The organism is Pseudomonas sp. P135 (assembly GCF_020312125.1).
GTDB lineage: Bacteria > Pseudomonadota > Gammaproteobacteria > Pseudomonadales > Pseudomonadaceae > Aquipseudomonas > Aquipseudomonas fragariae.
On sequence record NZ_JAGPYR010000003.1, the window covers coordinates 106,881 to 132,751 of the forward strand.

General features: G+C 58.9%; 13 protein-coding genes, 1 tRNA gene and 1 pseudogene. 9 read left to right on the forward strand and 6 right to left on the reverse strand.

Annotated elements, in window-relative coordinates; all coding sequences use genetic code 11:
- Positions 1 to 4: 4 nt before the first annotated feature.
- The 7 genes and pseudogenes from KBY08_RS05375 to KBY08_RS05405 all read left to right on the forward strand — a co-directional run bounded on the left by KBY08_RS05375 (position 5) and on the right by KBY08_RS05405 (position 12,044).
- Positions 5 to 4,327 (forward strand): 5-oxoprolinase/urea amidolyase family protein, encoded by a 4,323-nt coding sequence (locus tag KBY08_RS05375; RefSeq protein ID WP_111522077.1) that lies wholly within the window; start codon positions 5 to 7, stop codon positions 4,325 to 4,327.
- A gap of 35 nt (positions 4,328 to 4,362) precedes the next feature.
- Positions 4,363 to 6,177 (forward strand): allophanate hydrolase, encoded by a 1,815-nt coding sequence (gene atzF / locus KBY08_RS05380; RefSeq protein WP_111522078.1) that lies wholly within the window; start codon positions 4,363 to 4,365, stop codon positions 6,175 to 6,177.
- A gap of 129 nt (positions 6,178 to 6,306) precedes the next feature.
- Positions 6,307 to 9,642, forward strand: coding sequence for a dermonecrotic toxin domain-containing protein (locus tag KBY08_RS05385; RefSeq protein ID WP_111522079.1), 3,336 nt, complete (start codon positions 6,307 to 6,309; stop codon positions 9,640 to 9,642).
- 41 nt (positions 9,643 to 9,683) lie between these two features.
- A pseudogene (locus KBY08_RS05390) lies at positions 9,684 to 9,869 on the forward strand (cysteine-rich CWC family protein); the annotation flags it as partial.
- Positions 9,870 to 10,111: 242 nt separating this feature from the next.
- The gene (locus tag KBY08_RS05395; RefSeq protein ID WP_103360003.1) at positions 10,112 to 10,804 is read left to right on the forward strand and encodes a pseudouridine synthase; all 693 of its coding nucleotides are present in this window, start codon (positions 10,112 to 10,114) and stop codon (positions 10,802 to 10,804) included.
- Between the two features lie 126 nt (positions 10,805 to 10,930).
- Positions 10,931 to 11,812: an alpha/beta fold hydrolase gene (locus KBY08_RS05400; protein ID WP_011268770.1), complete on the forward strand. Its 882-nt coding sequence runs from the start codon at positions 10,931 to 10,933 to the stop codon at positions 11,810 to 11,812.
- 158 nt (positions 11,813 to 11,970) lie between these two features.
- Positions 11,971 to 12,044: transfer RNA gene (locus tag KBY08_RS05405), tRNA-Gly, on the forward strand.
- 358 nt (positions 12,045 to 12,402) lie between these two features.
- Here the strand turns inward: KBY08_RS05405 and KBY08_RS05410 are convergent.
- The 6 genes from KBY08_RS05410 to KBY08_RS05435 all read right to left on the reverse strand — a co-directional run bounded on the left by KBY08_RS05410 (position 12,403) and on the right by KBY08_RS05435 (position 23,309).
- Positions 12,403 to 14,760, reverse strand: a complete 2,358-nt coding sequence (locus KBY08_RS05410) for a DUF4214 domain-containing protein (protein ID WP_011268771.1) — start codon at positions 14,758 to 14,760, stop codon at positions 12,403 to 12,405.
- 798 nt (positions 14,761 to 15,558) lie between these two features.
- Positions 15,559 to 18,822 carry an AAA domain-containing protein gene (locus tag KBY08_RS05415; protein ID WP_111522081.1) on the reverse strand — a complete coding sequence of 1,088 codons (3,264 nt, stop codon included), beginning with the start codon at positions 18,820 to 18,822 and terminating at the stop codon, positions 15,559 to 15,561.
- Between the two features lie 111 nt (positions 18,823 to 18,933).
- On the reverse strand, positions 18,934 to 20,199 hold the full coding sequence (locus KBY08_RS05420; protein ID WP_111522082.1) for a right-handed parallel beta-helix repeat-containing protein: 1,266 nt from the start codon (positions 20,197 to 20,199) through the stop codon (positions 18,934 to 18,936).
- A 118-nt stretch (positions 20,200 to 20,317) separates the two neighbouring features.
- Complete coding sequence (locus tag KBY08_RS05425; protein WP_103377947.1) at positions 20,318 to 20,764, reverse strand: GNAT family N-acetyltransferase; 447 nt, start codon at positions 20,762 to 20,764, stop codon at positions 20,318 to 20,320.
- Between the two features lie 24 nt (positions 20,765 to 20,788).
- Positions 20,789 to 21,937, reverse strand: coding sequence for an L-threonine dehydrogenase (gene yiaY, locus KBY08_RS05430; RefSeq protein WP_003406228.1), 1,149 nt, complete (start codon positions 21,935 to 21,937; stop codon positions 20,789 to 20,791).
- 151 nt (positions 21,938 to 22,088) lie between these two features.
- The gene (locus tag KBY08_RS05435; RefSeq protein WP_111522083.1) at positions 22,089 to 23,309 is read right to left on the reverse strand and encodes a class I SAM-dependent methyltransferase; all 1,221 of its coding nucleotides are present in this window, start codon (positions 23,307 to 23,309) and stop codon (positions 22,089 to 22,091) included.
- A gap of 296 nt (positions 23,310 to 23,605) precedes the next feature.
- On the opposite strand from KBY08_RS05435, the gene KBY08_RS05440 reads away from it, so the two are divergent.
- Together KBY08_RS05440 and KBY08_RS05445 are read left to right on the forward strand one after the other, a co-directional pair.
- Positions 23,606 to 24,826 carry an alpha-xenorhabdolysin family binary toxin subunit A gene (locus KBY08_RS05440; RefSeq protein ID WP_024639172.1) on the forward strand — a complete coding sequence of 407 codons (1,221 nt, stop codon included), beginning with the start codon at positions 23,606 to 23,608 and terminating at the stop codon, positions 24,824 to 24,826.
- The gene (locus KBY08_RS05445) at positions 24,823 to 25,839 is read left to right on the forward strand and encodes an alpha-xenorhabdolysin family binary toxin subunit B (protein ID WP_060406367.1); all 1,017 of its coding nucleotides are present in this window, start codon (positions 24,823 to 24,825) and stop codon (positions 25,837 to 25,839) included. The genes KBY08_RS05440 and KBY08_RS05445 overlap by 4 nt, the downstream gene beginning before the upstream one ends.
- The last annotated feature ends 32 nt before the right edge of the window (positions 25,840 to 25,871 follow it).

The window sequence follows — 25,871 nt, forward strand, 5'->3', positions numbered from 1 at the left end:
TGCCATGTTCGACAAACTGCTGATCGCCAACCGTGGCGCCATTGCCTGCCGCATCCTGCGGACCCTGCGCACCTTGCAGGTCAAGGGCGTGGCGGTGTATTCCGAAGCCGACGCTGCCAGCCTGCACCTGATGCAGGCCGACGAAGCCCACAGCCTGGGCGAAGGTGGCGCAGCCGGAACCTATCTGGCGGTGGACAAGATCATCGCCATCGCCAACGCCAGCGGCGCCAAAGCCATTCATCCCGGCTACGGGTTTCTCTCCGAAAACGCTGCATTCGCTCAGGCCTGCGAAGACGCCGGTATCGCCTTCGTCGGCCCGACGCCCGAGCAGCTGCGCGTATTCGGCCTCAAGCACACCGCCCGAGCGCTGGCCAAGCAGCATGGCGTGCCCATGCTCGAAGGCACCGAACTGCTCGACAGTCTGGAGTCGGCCATCGCGGCAGCTCGCACCATCGGCTACCCTGTGATGCTCAAGAGCACGGCAGGCGGTGGCGGCATCGGCATGCGTGTGTGTCGCAGTGCCGAAGAGCTGGCTGACTCGTTCGAGGCGGTCAAGCGCCTCGGTCAGAACAATTTCAGCGATGCGGGTGTGTTCATCGAGAAATACATCCAGCGCGCCCGCCACCTGGAAGTGCAGGTGTTCGGCGACGGTCAGGGCGAGGTGCTGGCGCTTGGCGTACGCGACTGCTCGGTACAGCGGCGCAATCAGAAAGTACTGGAAGAAACCCCGGCCCCGAACCTGCCGCACGGCATGGCCGAAGAACTCTGCGCAGCGGCTGTCAAACTCGCCAGGGCAGTCAATTATCGCAGCGCCGGGACGGTCGAGTTCGTCTTCGACAGTGAAGATCAGCGCTTCTATTTTCTGGAAGTGAACACACGCTTGCAGGTCGAGCACGGCGTCACCGAGCAGGTCTGGGGCGTGGATCTGGTCAGCTGGATGGTGCAACTGGCCGCCGGTGATCTGCCGCCGCTGGATCAGTTGCAGGCCGGTCTGAAACCGCTTGGCCATGCGATTCAGGCGCGGCTGTACGCGGAAGATCCGGGCCGTGACTTCCAGCCCTGCCCTGGCCTGCTGACTGCGGCTGATTTCCCGCCTGCCGATGGCCGGACGCTGCGCATCGACACCTGGGTCGAAGCCGGTTGCGAGATACCGCCGTACTTCGACCCGATGATCGCCAAGCTGATCAGTTGGGCACCGACCCGCGAGGACGCCAGCGCCGGGCTGATCGACGCGCTGAACGAAACGCGTCTGTACGGTGTGGAAACCAATCGCGACTACTTGCGCCAGATCATTGCCGACGCGCCGTTCGCCAGTGGCCAGCCATGGACCCGCTGTCTGGAAGATCTGGTGTATCGCGCTGACACCTTCGAAGTGCTGAGCGGCGGCACCCAGACCAGCGTTCAGGATTACCCGGGACGACTGGGCTACTGGGCGGTCGGTGTACCGCCATCCGGGCCGATGGACAGCCGCGCGTTGCGCCAGGGCAATGAGCTGCTGGGCAACCCCGAAGGATGCGCTGCGCTGGAAATCACCATGAGCGGGCCGCTACTGCGCTTCAACACCGATGCGGTGGTCGCAGTGACCGGTGCGCACATCCCGATCACCCTCGATGGCCAATCCTGTGCGATGAACACCGCGCTATTGGTGAGCGCCGGTTCGACGTTGTCGCTCGGCACCATCGCAGGTGCCGGTGTACGCAGCTACCTGTGCGTGCGCGGCGGGCTCGACGTGCCGGATTATCTGGGCAGCAAAAGTACCTTTACCCTCGGCCAGTTCGGCGGTCATGGCGGTCGCGCGCTGCGCGCCGGCGATGTGCTGCACATCGCGCCCCTGGTGGAGCGAAGTGCGGGGCAGCGGATTGCCGACGAAGCACTTGAAGCGCTGACAGACGTGCGCCGGATGAGGGTCATTTACGGCCCGCATGCAGCCCCGGAATACTTCACCGAAGCGTACATCGAGAGGTTTTTCGCGACCGACTGGGAAGTGCATTTCAACTCCAGCCGCACCGGCGTGCGCCTGATCGGTCCCAAACCCGAATGGGTGCGTGCCGATGGCGGCGAGGCGGGGTTGCACCCTTCCAACATTCACGACAACCCGTATGCGATCGGCGCGGTGGATTTCACTGGGGACATGCCGGTAATCCTCGGGCCGGATGGGCCCAGCTTGGGCGGATTCGTCTGCCCGGTGACCATCATCGAGGCAGACCTGTGGCAGCTGGGGCAATTGAAGGCTGGCGACAGGGTCCGATTCACCCCGGTCAGTGTCGAGGCGTGTCATGCAGAACGATGTGGGAGCGAGCTTGCTCGCGAAGACAGTATTCCTGACGCAGAAAATCCATCGACTGTGCCGCCCTCTTCGCGAGCAAGCTCGCTCCCACAAGGCCCCGCAAACTCCCGTAGGAGCGAACTTGTTCGCGAAGGCAGTATTTCTGACGCAGAGAATCCATCGACTGCAACGCCCTCTTCGCGAGCAAGCTCGCTCCCACAAGGCCCCGCAAACTCCAGTAGGAGCGAAGTTGTTCGCGAAAGCTATATGCCTGACGCAGAAAATCCATCGACTGCAACGCCCTCTTCGCGAGCAAGCTCGCTCCCACAAGGCCCCGCGAACTCCCGTGGGAGCGAGCTTGCTCGCGAAGGCAGTATTCCTGACGCAGAAAATCCATTGACTGCACCGCCATCTTCGCGAGCAAGCTCGCTCCCACAAGACTCCGCGAACTCCCGTAGGAGCGAGCTTGCTCGCGAAGGCTATATGCCTGACGCAGAAAATCCATTGACTGCACCTCCCTCTTCGCGAGCAAGCCAGCTTCCACAAGGCCCGGCAAACTCCCGTGGGAGCGAGCTTGCTCGCGAAGGCTATATTCCTGACGCAGAAAATCCATTGACTGCACCTCCCTCTTCGCGAGCAAGCTCGCTCCCACAAGACTCCGCGAACTCCCGTAGGAGCGAGCTTGCTCGCGAAGGCAGTATTCCTGACGCGGAAAATCCATCGACTGCAACGCCCTCTTCGCGAGCAAGCTCGCTCCCACAAGGCCCCGCAAACTCCAGTAGGAGCGAAGTTGTTCGCGTAGAGGATCTGCGCACTCCGGTCATCCTCGACATCGGCCAGGACGATAAACGCCTGGTCGCACGTCTGTCCGGCGATACCCATCTGCTGCTGGAAATCGGTGCGCCGGAGCTGGATCTGGTGCTGCGCCTGCGTGGCCACGCACTGATGCTTGCGCTGGAGGCCAAGGCGCTGGCGGGTGTGATCGACCTGACGCCAGGCATTCGCTCGCTGCAAGTCCACTACCGCCCCGAGCATCTGCCGCTTCGGCAACTGCTCGACATCGTCGCCGGAGAATGGGACGCGGTGTGCGCCGCGAAAGACCTGCAAGTGGCGTCACGCATCGTCCATCTGCCACTGTCCTGGGACGACCCGGCCTGCCAGCTGGCCATCGAAAAATACATGACCACCGTGCGCAAGGACGCACCGTGGTGCCCAAGCAACCTGGAGTTCATCCGCCGTATCAATGACCTGCCCAACCTCGACGAAGTGCAACGTACGGTGTTCGACGCCAGTTATCTGGTCATGGGCCTGGGCGATGTGTACCTCGGCGCACCGGTGGCCACGCCGCTGGACCCGCGCCACCGGCTGGTCACCACCAAGTACAACCCGGCACGCACCTGGACCGCCGAGAATTCGGTGGGCATCGGCGGCGCCTACATGTGCGTGTATGGCATGGAGGGCCCCGGCGGTTATCAGTTCGTTGGCCGCACGTTGCAGATGTGGAATCGCTATCGCGACGTCGCCGCCTTCCAGGGCAAACCATGGCTGTTGCGCTTCTTCGATCAGATCCGTTTCTACCCGGTCAGCGCCGACGAACTGGTGCGTATCCGCCGCGACTTCCCGCTGGGTCGCTTCGCCCTGAACATCGAACACAGCACCCTGAATCTGGCTGATTACCAGGCCTTCCTGAGCCGCGAAGCCGAAGGCATTACGGCATTCCGCGCCCAGCAAAACGCCGCTTTCAACGCCGAGCGCGAACGCTGGATCGCCAACGGGCAGGCCGATTTCCAGAGCGATGAAGGCGTGGCGCCGAACACTGAAGAACAGCCCCTGCAACCCGGCCAGCAAGGCGTCGACAGCCACATCGCCGGCAATCTCTGGCAAGTCCAGGTGCAACCGGGAGCGCGCGTGGAAGCAGGCGATGTGCTGGTGATTCTGGAGTCCATGAAAATGGAAATCCCCCTGCTCGCCCCGATCGCCGGCGTGGTGCAGGACGTCAGGGTGCAACCCGGCTCGGCAGTACGCGCAGGGCAACGGGTGGTGGTACTGAGCGCAGACTGAATCGAACAACTTTTCACTTTCAAGGGAATCCCGTCATGAACGACACAGCACTGCCCAATGACCTGCGCCTGGACACCGTACGCACGGCCTACCAGTCCGGGCGGATATCCCCGCGCCAGCTGATCCTGGCGCTGCGCGAAAAAGCCGCAAGGCTGAACAGCGATTATCACCTGTTCATCCACCTGCTCAGCCCGGCTGAACTCGAGCCTTACCTGGCCGCACTGGACGATCGTGATCCCAGAGACCGGCCGCTGTTCGGCGTGCCCTTCGCGATCAAGGACAATATTGATCTAGCGGCCATTCCAACCACCGCAGCCTGCCCGGACTACGCCTACACACCCGAGCACTCGGCAAGCGTCGTCGCGCAACTGATCGCACTGGGTGCAGTGCCCATGGGCAAGACCAATCTGGACCAGTTCGCCACGGGTTTGAACGGCAGCCGCTCGCCCTATGGCGCCTGCCCCAACAGCGTATTGAACGAGTACCCGTCCGGCGGCTCGAGCGCCGGCTCGTCGCTGGCCGTGGCCCTGGGCGTCAGCAGCTTCTCGCTGGGCACCGACACGGCGGGCTCGGGCCGAGTGCCCGCGGCACTGAATAACCTGGTGGGAATGAAAGCCAGCAAGGGGCTGATTTCCACGGCGGGCGTGGTGCCCGCATGCCGCACGCAGGATTGCGTCTCGACCTTCACCGCCACGGCGCGGGAAGCCAGCGAGCTATTGGCACTGATCGCCGCCTTTGATCCGCGCGATGAGTACAGCCATCGCAACCCGCTGTGGAACGACGCCTCGGCGTTCGGCACACCTCGCCCGTTTCGCTTCGGTGTACCCCGCGCCGAGGACCTGCAGTTCTTTGGCTGTGCCGAGGGGCCCGGACTGTTCAGTGCAGCCATCGACCACCTCACCGCGCTGGGTGGCGAAGCGGTCACGGTGGACTTGTCACCGTTTCTCGAAGCGGCGCGGTTGTTGTACGAGGGGCCGTGGGTTGCCGAACGCTACAGCGTCGCCGGGCAGTTGATGGAAGAACGTCCTGACGCGGTATTGCCGGTGATCCGCGACGTGCTGGCCAAGGCTCCCCAGGTCAGCGGGGTCGATACGTTTCGCGCGCAATACCGCCTGCAAGCACTCAAGGCGACGTGCGATCGGGCGCTTGAAGGGCTGGAGTGCGTAGTAACGCCAAGCATCGGCCGCCCGGTGACATCCGCAGAGCTGGCGGCCGAGCCGGTGTTGCGCAATTCGGAGCTGGGTTACTACACGAATTTCGTCAACCTGCTCGACTACGCCGCCGTCGCCGTGCCCAGCACGTTCATGAGCAATGGTCTGCCGTGGGGCGTGACGCTGTTCGGACGAGCGTTCACCGATCAGTACCTGCTCAGCCTGGCCGACGCCTTGCAGCGGCAAACCGGCCTGCCCTTGATTGGCGGCGAAGCACCTCGACTGCCTGCGCCGCAGAGCACTGCGCGCAACGATATGGCGCGGTTGGTGGTCTGCGGTGCCCATCTGGACGGACTGGCGTTGAACTGGCAGCTCAGGCAACGCGGGGCACGCCTGCTGGAAACCACGCAAAGCTCGGCCGACTATCGGCTGTATGCGCTGGCCGGTGGTCCGCCGTTTCGGCCCGGCATGGTGCGGGTGGCCGAACAGGGCGTAGCCATCGACGTGGAGGTCTGGGAGTTGCCAAGTGTCGAGCTGGGATCGTTCCTGACCGGCATTCCGGCACCGCTCGGGCTGGGCAAGGTGCAATTGGCCGACGGCCGCTGGGAGACCGGTTTCATCTGCGAAGCCTATGGCCTGGAGGGTGCCCGCGATATCAGCCATCTCGGCGGCTGGCGTGCGCACCTGCAACAGCAGTAAGCGCAAGGCGGCACGCTCGGGCGTGCTGCCTCACTCTTTCAGCGCGCTGGCGTGTCGCGATACATAGTTGTGACCTTCCCCATCACGCTTCTCGAAATAATGGGCATTCATTCATTTTGACCGCACGTCATGAATCCCATCTGGAGTCCGCTTCGCCAGGACACGCTGTTTCACCCATCCTCATTGCTGCTGGAACAAACCAGCGTTCTGCGCCCCGAGCACAGCAGTAGCAGACACGACACGCTGAACGCATCGATACCGTTTACCCTGGCGGACGGCTTTTCAATGCCCGAACCAACGCCGTTGCCTGCGGTAGCGGAAGAAAGCGAGCCGGAAGACGCCGCACCACACATCGAACGTCAGCTCAGGGCCATGCGTAACAGTGCAGGCTTCCGGCTGATTGCCGACTCGCCATTGCTCCTGCAAGCCTGCCAGCTGGACATGGACTTTCCGCCGACCCGACAGGATTACGTTCGCCAGCACCTGACCGAGCTGCTCAGACAGAAAAGCGGCAAGGCACTCGACCCGGACGTCCTGCAGATCACCTTCAGCAACAATGACCGACCTGCTGTTGACGACAATGGACACGAGCATTACAGCGTCAGCCTGTCGCTGACCGATGTGGCGCTGGCCAGCTTCGAGCCTGCGCACTTCCAGGCGCTGTCGCGTAGCACCCTTGCCGATCTTTCACTGTGCGAAAACACGCCTGTGCTGACAACCGCGCAGATGTTCAAGCTGATTGGCGAGCTGCCGCTCAAACGCAATTACCACGCCGTACTGCAGGCTTTCAGAGCCCGACACGAGGCGACCTGGCGCACATTGTCGCGGCTGGCGTTCCTTGACAACCTGGCTCGGCAGCTCAATCACAGGCACATCAGCCGGGACGGCTATTGGCTGGCGCTGGACGCCATGGGACTTGACCGGTCTCCCATCGACACCGACACGATCAGCATGAGTGGACGAGGGGAAAAATCCGAGGTCCGGATCCTGACCCTGAATGGCAAACGGGTGCCGGAAATATTTCAGATCAGCTCGAAAACCACCTCGCACTGTTTCATTCACATCCTGGGTGCCAAGGGCAACGTCGTCGAATACATCAGCGATGATCCACGGCAAATGAGCAGACGCCTGTTGGCGGCGATGAACGCCTCGGGGCTCTACGGCCAGGTATTTCTTTCGCTTGAGCAGCATGCAGGCATCGTTGCCGAGGCGCCGCTGATCGAAGGCGACCTGTTCACCGCACTGACCCAGGCCTGGTTCGCCGGGCTTCTAGCCGACAGCCACGCGCGCAGCACGCTCGACCTGCTCAGACCGGTAGCGCGCAGTCTGGCGCTGGCTGGTGCAGCAGACCTGTGGCAGGTACAGCCAGGCATTCTGGAGCAGATCCCGGCTGCATCGAAAATGGCCGGCCAGGTCATGGCGAGCTATCTACAGGAAAACCACGCGCTGACGCTCAACCCCGAACAGGTATTCATCGCTTATCAACCCGGCTATTCGAGCAACCCCCTGGGCAACCCCAGATTGCCGCCTACGTATATTCACACGCCCGACCCGAGGCCGATCAGCCTGAGCGAGGCGCTGATAAGCAATTATCGAGTCGATCACCCAGCTGGCTACATCGACCACGGCGGCGGCACCATCGTCTTCCTCGACCCCACCGGGCAGGGCGACAGTGAGCAGGGTCAGTTGCTGGAGATCAGTCCGCAGGCGCTCGAGGATTACATCAGAGCCTTCGACTTTCTGACCTGGATGACCCAGCGCATCCACGACTTCTGGGACCAGCGGAGAACCGCCATCGAACAGGCGTTCAGAACCACGTTCATCAGCCAGGCACTGATCAGCCTCAAGCGCGGCAGCCTCACGCGCGGCACCTTCGATCTGCTCGTGGAAACCCTTGCGCCCTCGGCGCCTGATCAATGGCGGTCACTCGGTTTTTTCGTCCAGGGCGCGTTGATCGACGGCATGCAACAACAGTACACCGGCCTGCTGGTTCTTGAGCAACCGGGCTCACCGAACGTGCTTTATCAGGCGGGCCACGCCGATGCGTTCATCGAGTTTGCAGATGACACGGCGCTGAAGCTGCATCTGAACCGGGCAACGGCCAATCCGGAATGGCGTGAGGCGGTCATGCGGTATGTTCCCCGCCGTCATCACCAGCGCCTGGACTACCTGCTCAAATTATGGGGCGGGACACAGGCGCCCAACCCACCCGTTTCCATCCTTCGCCCCTGGACCGATGCGCTGTACAACCCTGACACGCGACAGGCCATGAGCCACTCGTTGTGTGAAAAAAGGCTGGAAGACACGCCATTCGCTTTTCTACACCAACTGCTCAAACAGAACGCGCTGGATGACGCAGAGGATCAGATCGTTACGTCAACGCAGGTAACCCTGGCGGACTGGACCGACCGGCTGCAGCAATTACAGCGGCTGCTGGTGCCTATGTCCTTGTTGCTGACACCTGCGCTCGTTGCCTCCCTGGCGACGGAAATTGGCATCACCTCGCTGGCCATTGCTGCAACCCATCTGCCGGGCAGCCGTTACGCAGAGAAAAACCAGGCGTTGCTGGCCACGTTGACGCTGGGCTTGCTGCAACTGGCTCCGCACACGCCAAGGCTGCTGCGCTCACTGAGCCGAATCGTCAAACCTGCCGTGCGTAACCGCCAAACCACCGCGATTACACTCAACCGGGCGCTCGGCACCCGGCCGTTGCGCAGGCAATTTGTCACGCCGCGGCAGACCCGGCTGGAGAAATTCTTTCACACCGACGCCCTGCTCAAGCGCTGGACGGTCAGCACTGCCGTCTCGTCAAACCTGTTGCAGGTCCATGCCTGGAAGCTGGGTAAAAGGTTCCTCTTATGGACGTCCGACAGAGGTCAGGCGCGCACTCTGGTGGTCAGCAGCCATGGGTACTACACGCCGTGGTCCCGAACGGTGAAGATCCCCAATGGCACCGAGATTCGCACCTACGCGCCGCATGGCTACGAACTGGTGGACCCGAAGCTGCATCGGGTCGTCAATAAGAACGCCCGGCCATTCGCCCGTTCCAACACGGCGGTGCACAGCGTGATGCAGCCCACACCGCTTGAACCACTGCTTCTCACCGACAAGTTGATAGCAGGCACTTCGCTGCCCGGCAGGCTGAAGAACTACAGCCTGTCCAAGTTTCAGACGACGACCAGCGAGACCTATGACGAGATCGCAAGCGTGGTGGGCAATTCGCGCGCCTCGCCCCTGCGCGGCTGGTTGCCGCCGACGCCGATGGATGTTCTGACAGTGCGCAATCGCTTCGGCATGCCCCCGCCATCGCTGGCCGACCTTTTCGAAAGCCTGTCCATGCAAGGCATCCATTACGACAGAATATTGCTGGTGCACTGCCGGTGTGCGGCGATATCGGCGCTGATGAACCGCTCACCCGTCTATCATGCCCCGGCAGCGAGCTCGGTGATTGCTAATATGGCCTGAACCGAACACCCCGATCATCCAGCAAGGCGCTTACTCTCGACATGACAACGGCCTCCCCTGACACCGCGCTGTGCCCCCTCTGCGGCTTCAGCAACCAATGCAGCCTGGCCGATCCGCGCACCGTGGACCAGCCCTGCTGGTGCTTTTCGCAAAGTATCGACCCGGCATTGCTGGCAGCGCTGCCGGATAACCTTCGCGACAAAGCCTGTCTTTGCCCGCGCTGCGCCGGGATCAAGGATGCTGCGCCAGGCTCTGTACGAAAAGTCGGCGAGCGAAGGTCAGGCGAGGCAAAAACAGGCGAGGAACGGCCGGGGTCGCGTTCGACTCTACGTGTTGTAAATGAGCATTCCGAGCCTGTTTTTAACGAAGCATCACCGAGCGCAGCCACTTTTCGTACAGAGCCTAGTCCACAGAAACGCCGGGGCACAGAGTAAGATGCGCGCCCCGTCCTTCGCTCGCCGTTATCGCCATGCGCCTTGATCGTTTCCTCAGCAACCTGCCACGCTTCAATCGTCAGCAAGTGCGCCTGGCGCTGGCCAGCGGACGGGTGCAGGTAGACGGCCAGGCAACCCGCGACCCGCACCACGAAGTACGCGAATTCAGTTGTGTGGCGCTTGACGAAGAAATCCTCCAGGCAGGCAAAGTCCCCCGCTACTTCATGCTGCACAAGCCCGAAGGCTGCGTCAGCGCGACGAGCGATGCGCAGCATCCGACCGTGCTCGATTTGCTGGACGAGCCTGACAAGCACGAACTGCACATCGCCGGACGGCTGGACTTCAACACCACCGGCCTGATGCTGATAACCAACGACGGTCAATGGTCGCGGCGCCTGACTCAGCCACAGAGCAAAATGCCCAAAGTCTATTACGTCGAGACCGAGCAACCGATCGATGAACGCTACGCCGCGAAATTCGCCGAAGGCCTGTATTTCGCATTCGAAGGCATCACCACGCAACCGGCGCAATTGACCTTGTTGGGGCAGCGCAGTGCGCGCCTGAGCATTGTCGAAGGCCGCTATCATCAGGTGAAACGAATGTTCGGCCACTTCGACAACAAAGTGTTGCGCCTGCATCGGGAAACCATCGGCGCGCTGCTGCTGGACCCCGACCTGCGCCCCGGCAGCTACCGTGCGCTGAACGCCGGGGAAATCGGCCTGTTTTGAACGTCATAGCCGCCTGGCAGACGCTGGTCGGATCGGCACAGGCCTTTGATCGACTATCGCATGTCTGTCACGAAACGCGGGCAATGTCATAGGCACGCATACCTGTCTACGCCAGGAGTGAAACCTATGTCGCCAGAAAAAGCAGTGCTCGACATTCAAGGACAGTTTCGGGTTTATACCGAGCTCTACCGCACCGATGCCGCCGCCAAGACCATCATTCTGGTCAACGGCTCGCTGGCCACTACCGCATCATTTGCCCAGACCGTCCGCAGCCTTCATCCGGCCTTCAACGTGGTGCTTTACGATCAGCCCTATTCAGGCAAATCCAAACCGCACAACCTGCATGGCGCGCCACTGACCCGGGAAGAGGAAGGCCAGTTGCTGCTGGAACTGATCGATCACTTCAACGCCGAGCACGTGCTGTCCTTCTCATGGGGCGGCGCAGCGACGCTGGTTGCCCTGGCGCATCGGCCAAAACGCATCGAAAGCGCAGTGATCAGTTCGTTCTCCCCAGTGATCAACGAGAAGATGCATGACTACCTGTGTCACGGCATCACGCACCTGGGCGCGCATAACCGTTATGACATGGGCCACTTGATCAACAACACCGTCGGCAAGCATCTGCCTACGTTGTTCAAGCGCTTCAATTTCCGTCATATCAGCAGCCTGGATGCTCACGAGTATGACCAGATGCATTACCACTTCAGCCAGGTCCTGGAGCTCGACCCGGACAATTACCTGACCGCAGGCAAGAACATCACCGCCCCCGTGCTGTTCATCAACGGTGCCCTGGATGAGTACACCTGCGCGCACGACGCAGCGCAGTTCTCCCGGTACCTGCACGATTGCAGCTTCAGCACCATCGACGCCACCGGCCACTTTCTGGACATGGAACACAAGGCCGCCTGCCGCGACTCGAAACAGGTACTGATGAACTTCCTGCAACCGGCACAGGTGTCACGCGACGGCCATAACCGGGTTCAGGACTATCCGTCCCTGACCTTCTGAAAACCGCACACGGAGCCACCGTCAGCTGCGGAGCATTGTCATCTGGCGGTTGGTTTTCAGGGTGAGTATCAGGGGGCAAAGCGCTGCGCAGTGAAATTAGCGCTTCAAATCGAGGCAGGGTTCTGGTACAAAGTCAGCCGCTCAGAGCAGCTCTCAGAGCGGGTATAGTTTAGTGGTAAAACGAAAGCTTCCCAAGCTTTAGTTGAGGGTTCGATTCCCTCTACCCGCTCCATCTTCCAGCCAATGATCCCGGGCATTCCAGGCAATTTCGCCCTAGCGCCTAAGGCCATCAATACCTTCTCGCCGCCCCACCATCAGTTCTCCCGGAATCCCCAAAAATTTGATGCACCGTCGACTCCCTCGACACGGCGTCTTGTCTGACCCGCGTTTCCCCTTCGATCACTCAATAAACCCCTACCAGGATGTCTGAGTTTTGAAGCTCAACGATCGCCCGGACAGCGTCAGGGTACAACTCAATCGACGAAATCTTCTCCGATGCCTCGCTCAGCTCGACGTGTTTAGAAGCGGAGAGAGAAATCCCCAAGTGGTCTGCAACCCCGGCGAACGGAAGGTTTGCAGCCATCGCGAAGTCAAACCCAATCAGCATGCCCTACCAAGTGAATGAAGCCGGCATCGCCTTGAGTCAGTGCAGCAGACTCCGCGGAGTTGGCGATATTGAATGCGACCTGTCCACGGCTCGTGCCGCCGTCCAGCGATTGGACCCAATAGGCAAGGCCGTTAGCGTCGCTGCCTCTGTCCAGGACATTGTGATACAGCTGTTCGACAAAGGCTGTATTGCTGCTGCCATTGGGCAGGCTTTGAGAAAATTCGGCAGACTGCACAAAACCACCCGCAACCTGGGCACCGGTTGCGCCTGCGGCGCCGTGAGACAGCCAGGACTTCAGGCCTTCAATATCGGGAGCACGATCCAGAATGGTATACAGACGACCAATGCTTGCCTGCGCAGAGTCGAGGACGAACAGTTCGCGATCTGCGAAATCGAGCACATTGAACCCACTCAGTTCGAATTTCGCCGCCGCTCCAGTGGAACGACTGACTGATAGCGTGTCGGTATCAAGCGCGCTGATCGTGTAGGCGGATGCAGCGTCGTTGAAAATAAAGGTGTCGATACCAGCGTTGCCCGCCAGATGCGAAACCGCATTGCTGTCCAGCCTGACTTCCTGCTCACTGATCTGATCATCCCCAGCCGTGCCGGTAGCCACGCCCTTGCCTACGACCATATCCAGATTGTTCCAGGCGTTATGAGCCACGATCCTGATGAACCCCGTCTCGCCTTCCGAGAGGTCACGGCTCTCGCGCGAATTCAGGAAGCCATCAGCGACCGCTGCTCGACTCCCACCCGCCTGCAACAGCGTGTTCCAGGACGACACACCTGATTCTTCGCCTGTGCGATGCAATACGGTCTGATAGAGATCAAGGACAAAGTCCCGATCACCAAGCCCGCTGTAGCGCTGCATCCCTTCAATGGAATTCAGAAAGCCATCGCGAATCTCTGCATCCGAACTGCCGATCGCCTGCTGCGTCAGCCAGTTATTCAACCCCTGATAATCGGGCGTCCGACCGAACAGTGAATAAAGCCTGGCAATGTCAGCCTGATCCTCGGTGAGCGCGATGTGATGAAGATCGGTGCTAAAACTCAACGAAACAGTGGCGTCACTCTCGGCGTTGAAGGCGCCATAACGGCTGTGAAAAGCCATGAGCAGTTCGTCAAGATTGGCATTGCGGTCGCTGAAAGACAGCCTTTCGACGCTTGAAAGTGTGTCCACATCGGACGTTTGCGCATCATGAACGCTGAGGGTGCCATTCCTCACCAGCGCGGTATCGTAGGTTGCAAAGTAGCGAGCACCTGCCTCGGTATACAAGGCGGTGTCGATGCCGTTGCCACCATTGAGCACGTCCGAGCCCGCCCCACCCATCAGCCGATCATTGCCATCGCCGCCTTGCAACTGGTCATTGCCCGCGTTTGCATTTAGAAAGTTGTCACTGGCGTTGCCTATCAGCGTATCTGCGCCTGCACCAGTTATGGCGTTTTCGATAACCGTACCGCGCGCGATTGCAATATTCGATAGACCGCCGTATAGGCTGGAAAAAGCTTCACTTCTCAGATCGACTGTCTGAGCGCCGACATAGGTGCTGACGTTGATCGTGTCGTTGCCGCCCGAATCATAGATCGTGGCCACCAGGCCGGGCACGAAGTCGGTTCCGGTGTTGATGGAAGTCTTGTTGAAACTGTAGGTATTGTCACCTGTGCGGGTAACGGCGGTGCCGTACAGTGACTGGATGGCTACGATGTCCGCGAGCATGGGGGTAGCGACATAGCCGAAAGAGGCGCTGGAATACGTATTCTCGTCCTGGCTGAAGTAGGACATCACCGAGTATTTCCAGCTGTCCTCTTGATAGAAGGCATTGTTGGGGAAGGTCGCGCTCCCGTTATAATTGCCCGCATGGCCCAACCCCAGCGCGTGGCCGATTTCATGAATGTAGGTTTGCTGATAATACAAACCGTATTTCACCCAATCGGAAGCGATGTTGACGCTGCTGTCCGAGATGATGCTGCCTGCATAATTGGAGTTGCTGTACGCACCGCTTTTTTGTTCGCTGAAATTGATCGCAGCGGCAGCGGTGGTTTCCACAAAGTTTAGGCCGCTGACATTGGTCCAGGTTTGCAGCGCATATCGAGCAACAACCTGAGCGCTTGCGCTCAAACTTGCCAGGTTGACAGTGAGCGACCCTCCGGCGTGCACGTCAAAATGGTGCTGGGAACCGCCATAGGCGTCGTGCCAATAGCCATCAGTAAGGTAGTAGGCTTGTTGGTCGAGCGTCAGGTGCCCAAGCGCCGCTTGGTTGGTGGCTGTCTGTTTAGCCGCACCCTGGCCAGTCGCTCCTTCGTCCCAAAGTTGGGTAAGTGCATCGCACATCGAACACATGTAGAAACTCCGGGGCAACGGATGCCTGGCCAAGTTAATTACGCAAGAATCGGGGACGGATAGGGAATGAGTTCAAGCCGCTGAGACGGGTTTGAAAGCTGGTTTCATGACCTTCACGCGCGTTTGCTCCGCGTTGATCTTGATGATCGTGTTGCTCTTCGAGAAGGTACGCCAGGACGCGGTCCAAGACCGTCAATCTCATTGCTGATGAGGTTGTCGGCATGCTTTCTTGCGACTTAAGGCGGTGTTTCCTGGAACCGATGAAATACAGCTGGAGGAGGCTGGAGGAAGCGTTCTGGCTGGGCAGGCGGGCAGGCCGCCCGCCGGGCTGTCACTACGCCTCCCCCCTTACTGCGTCCTGCTCGGCAGCATCTCTGGCTGTGTAAAAAATTGGCTGGGGTGGATGATGCTGTGGCGCAGCTGTTCACGTTGTTGTTCGGCCTAATCAGGGGCAATACCTACATACATACACAGATTCAAATAATGCTGTCCAATAAGGGTTCGATTCCCTCTACCCGCTCCACCTTTTTCCTGCCCCATCGTTTTACTGAAATCCATTGAGTAACAGCGAGACAGTCACGTAGTCCTCCTGCAAAGCGCTCCTTCAACGTGACACAGCGCAATGACCTCCCCCGCCGTTCGAACGGAATCTACGTCCTTCTCATCACTGTCCCGGCTCGCTATCGCGTTCAATCGGGTCAAGGACAAATTCACACGCCCCCCCGAACCACTGATCTCCGCTCAGCTGACGCTGCTGCATTGCATCTGGTGGCGCGGGGCATTCATGCGTTAAGCCCGTTACCGGTGTGCTTGAATATCCTGCAGCGGCAGCAGATCCATGACGTCACAGAACAATTGCCGGTGCTTCCAGTCGTTTCTGTCGCCAATCACATAGAGGCGTCGCTTGGCGCGCGTTGCCGCCACGTTCAGCAGGTTAGGTTCCGAAACAGCCCAGTCGCGAGCGCCAGCTCCGGCAGTGTTGCCGCCCAATACGACGATGACGATCGATGCTTCCTTGCCTTGCATCGTGTGGATCGTGCCCGACACTAGCTTGCCTCGGAGCATGCGCTTGAGGTTTTGCTGCACAGCCTTGAAAGGCGTGATGACTGAAATATCTTTCGCCTCTACGCCATCGCCATGCAGCCGCTTGAGCAGGTCGCGTAAGACCTGGCCTTCCGCAGGCACCCAATTTCCTTCGGAAGCCCCACTGACATGTATCCACCCTGTCGGCAGACTGGCGAGGGTTTCTTTGTCGGCATGCGGTGCAATCGTTCCATACACCATCGCTCCGTCGTAGGCGATAAGGTTGGCGAGTGCATACATAGGCTTGTCGCAGCGGCGATGCACAACCAATGGCAATCCTACCCACGTCTTGCCACCGGCAGGCCCGGCCATGCGCCCCCAAGGGGTGGCTTCGTCAGCCAGGACCTGTGCGGATTTTTGATTGGGAATCCAGTGTGCATCAACACCGTAACGCGTACGCATGTGCTCCAGCACCGCATCGGATACGGTGACGATGGGCTTGAGTTGCAATGGGTCTCCCACCAGCAACGCACGTCGGGACCGCCACAGTGCGCCGACAGCCTGTTGCGGAGCGGCCTGACCTGCCTCATCCACGAGTAACCAGCCAATTTCACTGGCACCCAGCGAGCCAAACGAACGGGCGAATGATGCGAAGGTGCTGCTCAACACCGGAACGACCATGAACAAAGAAGCCCACGCCGAACGGATTGCATCGCGCGACAAGCCTTGGAAGCGCGAACCGGTCAACAGACTGTTGATCATGAATAAATTGGAACGCAGCCTTGAAGCCTCAAGTTCGAAGAACGTCTGGTGGAGCTTCAGGGCCTGGATGAAAACCCGCGCCCGAGCCTTCCGCCAGCCTTGAATGCGCCAGGGTTCGGCCAGTTCAATGGCATCCCCATCCCCGATAGCATTGTCTTTCAACCAAGCGAGCAGATGCTCGGCCTGATGACTGGTTGCCAGTTCCATGGCATCGCGCGTAAGCGTTTGGTCCTGCTGCTGCGATCCCTGAAGCACTCGGCGCGCTTCAGTGATTGTTCTTTGCGCTTGGACCTTATCGATATCGAGTTGTTGAGTGAGACGTGTGATCCGCTCGAACTCGGCTTTGGCAATATCCCGCTGGCTTTCCAGCAGTTCCCGAGCGGCATTCCAGTCGCGCCGAGCATTTCCCAGGCTGAATAAATTTGACCAGAAACCGGGCCTGCGCGGGAGTTCCCCAAGTGCGTCAAGACACTTCTTGAGTGCCATATTAGCGGGGCCACCTTCCTCGTTATCCAGGCGCAAGAGTTCATTTGCTATCTCAATCAGTGACTGTTCGAATGACCGGAGCTTTTCGGAGTCTTCGGCAATCTTCTTCCTGACCTCGAGGATGGCCAGGATCAACTCACGAATCCGACTGGCGTCACTGCATGCTTTGCGTTCTTGCGCCTTGATCGCCTCGTAGTCAGAGACTGCTTGCTGCCACAGCGCTTGACGTTGCTCTGGAGAGCGGACCGCATTTACCTCGGCACTCACATTGAGCCAACCCCAAAATCCCTTCGGGCCCTTCTCTTCCTCGGGTAGAGCATCTTCGCTCTGGTTCTCGCTGTCGTCGGCGTTCTCCATCTCCGCAGAGGAGGCCGAAAAGAGTGCCTCCACAATGTTGTCGACGTCTTCATCAGGGTCGACCTCAGTCTCGTCCTCTACCTCCACTGCAGCCTCGTCTGCGCTGCCAAACGGGCGCTGGCCATAGAAGTAACGATCTACGAACTTGTTGCGTCGTGCCTTGCTCCCCAGTGCACCGGAAATCAGTCCCCACGCAGGTTTATCCGAGACCAGCTCCCCCAGCTCGGCGAAATACTCTGCTTCTGGCAACCAGCTTTCATCAATCTTGTCCCGCTGCGGCAGCTCCAGCGTCACATTTTCCACGGCACCGTTGTTGGATGAAGCGACTACGATTTCGAAGCCATACAGTGCGGGGTTGAGCCTGAAACTGTATTGCTGCCTGCCACCGTCGTTGGCAGCTTCGCGTCCGTCGCTTGCGAATGCATCGGAAGCACGGCGTAGCTTGGCAAACGCATCGGCGCGGCTGGTGATAATCGCTGCAATAAGGTCGCGCAACAGCGTCGTCTTGCCCGTTCCAGGTGGGCCGTTGACGCCAAGCAGCCCTTGACCATCGGCCAGGGTGGACTGGATTGTGTTGACGGCCAGCTGCTGGGAATGCACCAGGCCCAAATGGTGCTCGGTAGGCCAACAGCTACTGGCGTAAGCATCCGGCATCAGTCGCCCCATCAGTGGCAACGATGCACGCTTATCGTCCATATGCAGGCGAAGCTCGGGATCGTGATAGCGCAGGTACTGATCCAGTGGTTCGCTTTTCACCCCCCTGGAGATCGCATCGGCGACATCGGCAAGATCGTCCAGCAAAAAGCTGTTCAGTGGATCGTCTTCCGACTCGGGCTTGTCGGGCTTGACGGGTTGTGAGCGAAAGCGAAAATGATGGTGGTCCATCTCACCAAAAAAGTCCCCCAGCCCCAGGAACTGGAGGGTCCAGTGAGTCAGTTCGCGCAAGTCTGCGCTTGATACCTCACCTTCGAACAGGGTGTTGGCGCGCTCCCTGACGGTCTTTTGGTCGGTCTCGAGCCCTCTGGTCCAATCCTTGCCGGTCAATACCCGCCCAAGAAACCACGCTTCGCTTGAAAGCACGAGGCTGTCATCGACCAGTCGGCCCGCCATCGTGAATTTTGCCGCAAACACGGCTGACTCGCGAAACCTGGGTTCCTGATAGCCCTGATCGGCGCCGTACATCGCATCGAGCTTCTCGGCAACGAGACGACTGTCGTAAAGATGAGCATAGAGCGTGTGGCTCCATATGCGCTTCTTGGGCAGCGCCTGTTGACTGACGATACTTTCCGGGGTCCACGGAAGCAGCGGGCGCTGAATTGACGTGTCATGGATAAACGCTTCGTATCGATTAGCGCGTTTTTTCAGCTTGGGTGCTGATTGTGGTTGCAACAACTCGACCGCATGCCAGTACCGGACGATGCTTTCTTGATCCATCAAAATGACTTCCCCTGACTCACTGATCGGGCCTTTTTAGGTGTTAGAAGGCGCGGTATTGCGTGATAGTAAAACGATTGGGTACCGGTGAATGCAACTCAAACATCGAAGTCATTGCAGCAGCCCGGCACTGGCCTTACCCACCCCCGCCTCTCCCGGCACCCGCGCCTTGGCCTCTTGCGCCGAAACCGGCGCCACCAGGTACTGCCGATACTCGCGAAACGCCTGCAAGGCAGAGGCATCCTGCGGGCGATAGTCGTCGCCGCTATCCTGTTGCTGATTTGCCACACAAGGCCTGCCGATCACGCTCATGCACACGTTGTTTGCAGCCGCCGAAACCGGCTCGAACAAGGCGAATGCCGTACCTGGCTGATCCGTATCGTTGAACAGTGGGTGGGCTACGTTTTCGAAGTCGTTTCCCTCTACCAGCAACTGTGAAGATGAGGTCCGCGACATGATTGCGCCTTGGTAGGTCATGCGCTGAAAGACGTTGTTGACCAGTTGAGCGCGGATTTGCGCATTTTTCATCCCGCCGGAATGAGGTGCTCTGCCGGAGGTGTCGTGTATGTAGTTTCTCGACAGCGTCAGCGTGTCCTGACTGCCGAGGAACAGCCAGACCCAATAATGATGGCCATCGCAGGTAGACGAGTATGGCGTACGGCCGTCGAATTCATTGCTGGAAATGGTGACGTGTGAAGCAGTGCCCCAGCCTGTCACGATCATCTGCCTGCCGATCCGCGCAAAGGTGTTGTGATCGATCCACACGCCATCGGCCTTGTTCAGGGTCAGCGCATCGCCGCCCCATACGACATGCGGATTGATATCCGAAAGGGTCAGGTTACGAACGATCACGTTATGCGCACCGTCGCCAATGAACAGTCCAGCGCCCTGAATGCCTGCCCTGTCGCCAAGCCCGATCAGTGTCTTGTTGGAGCCGACTTTCAGTGGTTTCAGTCCCGCGTTGTCGTAGGTCACCATGACGGGCGGCCTTGATTGGCAGAAGTCGTTGGCACCATTCAGTGCAAGCTGCTCACCACCCTGCGGGCAGGGTTTCACGACGCAGCCAGGCTCGGTCGTTGTGCTATTGCCGTTAGTAATCACGCTCGCGCGGAAGTCGAATGTGTGGTCCAGGACAATCACTCGGGGTGTGTCATCGGTGCAGGCCCCGTGTGAGTCATGCGACGAGCAGAGTGCTGATCGAAGTTCATCCGGTGTGGAGGGATGCACGGCAGCCGCGGAGCCTCCGCCGGTCACGCCCTTGGCGAAACCTTCAGGCATGTCTGCTGCCCACAGGCATTGCGCTCCTGACAGGAGCAGAACCAGAGTGGGGGCGATCTTCAGACAGCCGCTTTGCAAAAGAGAACGCAGGGGCGTCATCGGTTGAGCTTCCAGTCATGCCCGCGGGAATCGCGGGACAATCTGGATGCTAAACGGACTGCGGCCTGGCCTGCTCCGCTTCCATGGTGTTGGTCAGCCTACGTTCAGGCTCCCTCGCTCACGAAAACACCCGCTCCATCCTGACGCTGTCAATCCCGCGCCCATGCCCGTCGATATCGACCGAGACCACGGCAAAGCCCAGGTTCGAGTAAAACCCCTGAACATGCTGGCTGGTATCGATAAAGGCTCGGGTGACGCTCGGTAATGCCTGCATGCGTTGCAGTCGGGCCTCGGTCAGAAACCTGCCAAGGCCGCTGCCGTGGCGGTCGCTGATGACCATGCCCCAGGTCAGCTCTGCCACTTCAGGGTCTGACAACACCAGGTATCCACCACAGGCGACAACCTCGCCGTCACGCTCGGCTACGAAGTAATGGCCCAAAGGGGCCATCAGAAAACGGGCAAATTGCTCGCGCTCCGCAGGGTCGAAGTAGCGCGGGACGTTGGTGTCGAAGATATCCAGACATCGCTCACGATCTGCAAGGGTGTACGGCCGTAGCATGTCCATGACAGGCCTGTTTTGCAGGGGTGATTAAAGCGCCTGGCGAAATATATCCTGAATCTGCTCAAGATCGGCAGGACGCGGGTTGGTCAGGCCGCAGGCATCTTTCAGGGCATTGCTGGCCAGCATCGGGAAGTCTTCCTCCTTGACGCCCAGCGTAGCAAGACCTGCCGGGATTTCCACGGCAGCCGACAATGCACGAATCGCGTCGATGGCTGCCTGAGCGCCTTCTTCCGGAGAGAGCCCGCGGATATTGCTGCCCATGGCGTGTGCAACGTCGGTCAGGCGTGCAGCGCTGACGCTGGCGTTGAAGCGCTGCACATGGGGCAGCAATACGGCGTTGCACACACCGTGGGGCAAATCATAAAAGCCGCCCAACTGGTGCGCCATGGCGTGCACGTAGCCCAGTGACGCGTTATTGAACGCCATGCCGGCCAGAAACTGGGCATACGCCATGTTCTCGCGGGCAGTGATATTGGCCCCGTTGTTGAATGCGTCGCGCAAATTGTTGGCGATCAGCGCCATAGCCTGTAACGCACAGGCGTCAGTGATCGGGTTGGCAGCCGTGGAGACATAGGCTTCGATTGCGTGAGTCAAGGCATCCATGCCAGTGGCGGCAGTCAGCGACCTGGGCATGGCGACCATCATGTCGGGATCATTCACGGACAGCAGCGGCGTGACGTTGCGGTCGATGATCGCCATTTTTACGTGCCGGGCTTCGTCGGTAATGATGCAGAAGCGGGTCATTTCACTCGCGGTTCCGGCGGTGGTATTGATGGCAATCAATGGCAACTGCGGTTTTGCCGAACGGTCGACGCCCTCATAATCGCTGATATGCCCCCCGTTGCTGGCGCACAGGGCAATACCTTTTGCACAGTCGTGAGGCGAGCCACCGCCCAGCGATATGACGAAATCGCACTGGCGCTCCTGCAACAGGGCAAGACCGTTCTCGACGTTGGCGATGGTCGGGTTGGGCCGGGCACCGTCGTACACAACCGAGTCAATGCCCTGCTCCACCAACAGCCCGGCGACCTGACTGGCTACTCCGGCCCTGGCAAGGCCAGCATCCGTGACGATCAGGGCCTTGCGAAATCCGTATTTGCGTATGGCGAGCATGGCTTCGTCAATGCAGCCAGTGCCGATGATGTTCACAGCGGGGATGAAAAAAGTGCTGATCATGACGGACCCTCGAGGGTAGCGCGGATGCTGGGGTGATGAGCCAAGCATCCGCCTTGCGCGAGGTACAACCATTGATCCAGCGCAACGAAGCAGTCAAACGCCAGACCGTTGGTCGCAGACGCTTCGGCCACTGCGCACAGGACGGCTATTTTCAGCCAATAAAGCCGTCGCCCTTGAGCAGCGTTTCCAGGCAATGCTCGCTGAGGCCGTAGAACGTTTTGAGCTCTTGAATGCGCGCCAGTAACTGAGCCGGATCGACCGGCTCGGCACGCTTGACCGCGAGGATCATCTTGTTCTTGTTGGTATGCTCCAGCGAGATGAACTCGAACACTTTGGTCTCGTAACCGCATGCTTCCAGCAATAGCGCGCGCAGGCTGTCGGTGACCATTTCTGCCTGCTGGCCCATGTGCAGACCGTATTGCAGCATCGGTTTCAACAGCGTCGGGCTCTGGATCTGCAAGCGGATCTGTTTGTGGCAGCACGGCGAGCACATGATGATCGAGGCGCCGGAGCGAATGCCCATATGAATGGCGTAGTCTGTCGCGATATCACAGGCGTGCAGCGCAATCATCACGTCCAGCGCGCTGGGCGCCACTGTACGCACGTCACCCTGCGCAAAGGTCAGCCCCGGATGATCGAGCTTCGCCGCCGCCTCGTTGCACAGCGTGACCATGTCTTCGCGCAGCTCGACACCGGTCACCTGCCCTTGCGCCTGCAAGGTGTTGCACAGGTAGTCGTGGATGGCGAAGGTCAGATAACCCTTGCCTGAGCCGAAGTCCGCAACCTTGATCGGCTGATCGAGCTTGAGCGGCGATGAGCTCAGTGCATGGGAAAACACTTCGATGAACTTGTTAATCTGCTTCCATTTGCGCGACATGGCCGGAATCAGCTCATGCTGGCGATTGGTCACACCCAAGTCAGTCAGGAATGGCCGGGTAAGCTCCAGGTAGCGTTTCTTCTCACGGTCATGCCCGGCCGAAGGAGCCTGGCGCTCCTGCTGAGTCTTGCTTTTGAACAGCGTTGTCTTGCCCTTCTTGCTGAACTCCAACTGCACCTCGTCGGTCAGCGACAACAGGTGCGCGTTCTTGAAGGACGCCGGTATCAGGCTGGCAATGACAGCCACCGCTTCAGCAAGCGAAAAATTCTTGGTGATGTCGCGAGTCTTGTAGCGATACACGAAGCTCAGGCACGGTTGCTCCTTGACGGTCAGCGGCTTGATGATGATCCGCTGCAAGTCGGCTTCGCTGCCCACGTATTTGGCCAGGACCAGCTTGATCAGCGAGTTCTGCGACAGGCTGATGTCCAGCAGGCCAAGGAACTGCGCGAGGTGATCGGTCGCAGCGATGGGTGACGTGGAGGTAATGACTGACATTGAAAATGTGCCTCAAGCGTCCCGTCCGGGACTCGAAAAATCAGACCGGCATTTTAGGCGCGTCGGCACGTCAAGGGCACCCTTATTTTTCAGAGACTACGCGGGCTGTTAGTGCGGTCCTACACACCATTGCGACACGCACATGATCGGTAAAACAATCTCTACCGACAACCGCGAAGCATTGCTTGCGCCGTGTAAAAACACCTTTATAGTCGTTGTGGCTGATTACAGTTAATCAGATAAAAGTTCTGGAGCCTTTTGCTCCGGCAGAATAAACCGCACAAGGAACGTGCCTTATGTTGAGTCAAGCAGCACTGCTGGAAAACGACACACTCGCGCGGGTCACCTTAAAACCCGTAGAGTATTTGAACCTTATACTTGATGATGAAAAAAAGGGTGGCCGTGGCGCCGCGCTTATTTTGACCAAAGAAGACATTCTTAGTCTGAAACGTTACGAACGACACGCCCTTAACATCCCCACGTCACTCGCTCGCGTCGAACAGCAATTGGGTTTTACAACCAGTAGCATTCCCGGGCTTGAGCCTAAAGACATGCTGGTGACTTACAAGGCAATCCACAACCACGGCAAAAGCTGGCTGGGTATCGAGGACGCCATCAAGCGCAGCGGTTTCACCATTGACCTGTTTGCCGCACACTTCTCGGATCAGGGTCGGCAGATCATCAGTTACATTGAAAAAATGGACTTTGCCAGGCAGCTGGGTCTGACCGTTGTCGATCTGACCCTTGAAGAGGTCCGCGATACATCGCCCACGCCACTGGGGCAAACCGACCAGAAGGTCTGTATCACGCTGGCCCAGTTCCTGAAAGAAACCGCGTCACAAATAAAGAACCATCAGCACGCGGCCAGCACGTTGGCGCAACACATCGATACCTTCAGCACCGTCCTGAGCGTTCAACTCATTCCCGGCATCAACGATAAGGTAAAACTGGCAAAGCGCTCTGATCTGGACCAGCAGATCAGCGAACTGGAAAAAGACATCGAACAGCTGACCGTCGATATAGAACACAAGAACAAAGAATATAAGGCAGCCATAACCAATATTGCCTGGGGTGGTTTCGGAGGGCCCATCGGGGTTGCTATCACGGGAGGTATTTTTGGCGCCCAGGCGGAAAAAATCCGGAAAGAAAAAAACCGGATGATCGCCTCCAAGAACCTCAAGGTTCAGACACTCAAGGAAAAAGTTCCGTTGGCCGCCGCCGTACGCAGCCTGCAGATACTCTTCGAGGATATGAATATTCGCATGATGGACGCTCATCAGAGTGCGACCAATCTGAAAGACCTATGGACCCTGCTGGCGGCATACATTGACAGCTCTGCAGATGAACTGGCAGCGATCAGCGACGATCAGGCACTGATGATTTTCGCTATACGGTTTCAGGCCGTAGTCACGCCGTGGCTAGAAATAAAAAGCATGACCGCCCAGTTACTGAAGCTATTTGAAAGTGCGCTGGACCAGTTTCAACACGAACAGCAATCCAGCCTGAAAGGACAATGACCATGAGCACTGAAACCTTGGGTAAGCCGATGGTCCTCACGCCTCCCGATACTGAAATCATGAATGCCGCCAGCCAGAATATTCTGGCCCAGGTGAATACGTTGAAGCTGGACTTTCTGCCGGCGATGAAAGAAAAAATGCTGTCGCTTCAAAACGCATTGACGCGTGCAGACAACGCCTATCGCGAAGCGCTGGCCGATATCACTGTACAGTTGAATAACGTGAACCTGCAGCCGATCGATCTGAGGCAACAGCACATTGAAGCAGACGCTCGACTCAGCGATAAACAAAAGAAGCAAGCGATCAGCCTGCTGAACGGCGAGCGCATTCGTCTGCTCTCGAATCTGACCACCGTTTTGCGCAGCAGCGCTCACACCATTGCCGAGCGCAGCGATGATATGGCGCAGATAAACCTCACGCTGGAAGACAACCGTTTACAGGACATACTCCAGCAACAGATTGACGGCATGACACAACGCTCAGCCGCTTTGGAAAGCGCGATGAGTGTCATCGCTGAAGACCGGCGCCTGCTTGACACAACTATCAAGACCTATGAAAAGTACAACCTTGCCGACCTGTTCAAGGACATGCTGCCTACTCAGGAAGAACTGCAGATCGTCACCATGCCATCGCCGGAACTTGCATTGATCACCGCCGGAATTGCCAGACTCGGAAAACTCCTGGACAAGATCAGCAGCGCCCTGACCTACCTTGACCTTACTGAAGAACGCGACAGACTGAGGTCGCGCTATAACGCACTGCTCGCCGAGTCCCGTACGGTCGCCCAGGAAGCAAAGTCAATCAACGGAAGGCTCGATGAGCTGACCGGGATCGCTGACATCAGCAAGAGCAAGGCACTTTGGGTCAAAGAGGCCAGGAAGGTTTATCAATCGCTCTACAACTTTCTGGATCAGATCACGTCGCAAGATGACGCTTCTGCACCGATCAGCACGCCTGTCGAAAAACTGAAGACGTACATAAGATCGTTCTACGATATCAGGCGCCTCGTCTGACGCATCAGCCTTCAATATAAAGGCAGGCGTTG

Bases quoted from the DNA above. Each gene is read 5' to 3' on its own strand.
- KBY08_RS05375 (WP_111522077.1), top strand. From the start codon at position 5: ATGTTCGACAAACTGCTGATCGCCAACCGTGGCGCCATTGCCTGCCGC.
- atzF (WP_111522078.1), top strand. From the start codon at position 4,363: ATGAACGACACAGCACTGCCCAATGACCTGCGCCTGGACACCGTACGC.
- KBY08_RS05385 (WP_111522079.1), top strand. From the start codon at position 6,307: ATGAATCCCATCTGGAGTCCGCTTCGCCAGGACACGCTGTTTCACCCA.
- KBY08_RS05395 (WP_103360003.1), top strand. From the start codon at position 10,112: ATGCGCCTTGATCGTTTCCTCAGCAACCTGCCACGCTTCAATCGTCAG.
- KBY08_RS05400 (WP_011268770.1), top strand. From the start codon at position 10,931: ATGTCGCCAGAAAAAGCAGTGCTCGACATTCAAGGACAGTTTCGGGTT.
- KBY08_RS05410 (WP_011268771.1), bottom strand. From the start codon at position 14,760: ATGTGTTCGATGTGCGATGCACTTACCCAACTTTGGGACGAAGGAGCG.
- KBY08_RS05415 (WP_111522081.1), bottom strand. From the start codon at position 18,822: ATGGATCAAGAAAGCATCGTCCGGTACTGGCATGCGGTCGAGTTGTTG.
- KBY08_RS05420 (WP_111522082.1), bottom strand. From the start codon at position 20,199: ATGACGCCCCTGCGTTCTCTTTTGCAAAGCGGCTGTCTGAAGATCGCC.
- KBY08_RS05425 (WP_103377947.1), bottom strand. From the start codon at position 20,764: ATGGACATGCTACGGCCGTACACCCTTGCAGATCGTGAGCGATGTCTG.
- yiaY (WP_003406228.1), bottom strand. From the start codon at position 21,937: ATGATCAGCACTTTTTTCATCCCCGCTGTGAACATCATCGGCACTGGC.
- KBY08_RS05435 (WP_111522083.1), bottom strand. From the start codon at position 23,309: ATGTCAGTCATTACCTCCACGTCACCCATCGCTGCGACCGATCACCTC.
- KBY08_RS05440 (WP_024639172.1), top strand. From the start codon at position 23,606: ATGTTGAGTCAAGCAGCACTGCTGGAAAACGACACACTCGCGCGGGTC.
- KBY08_RS05445 (WP_060406367.1), top strand. From the start codon at position 24,823: ATGACCATGAGCACTGAAACCTTGGGTAAGCCGATGGTCCTCACGCCT.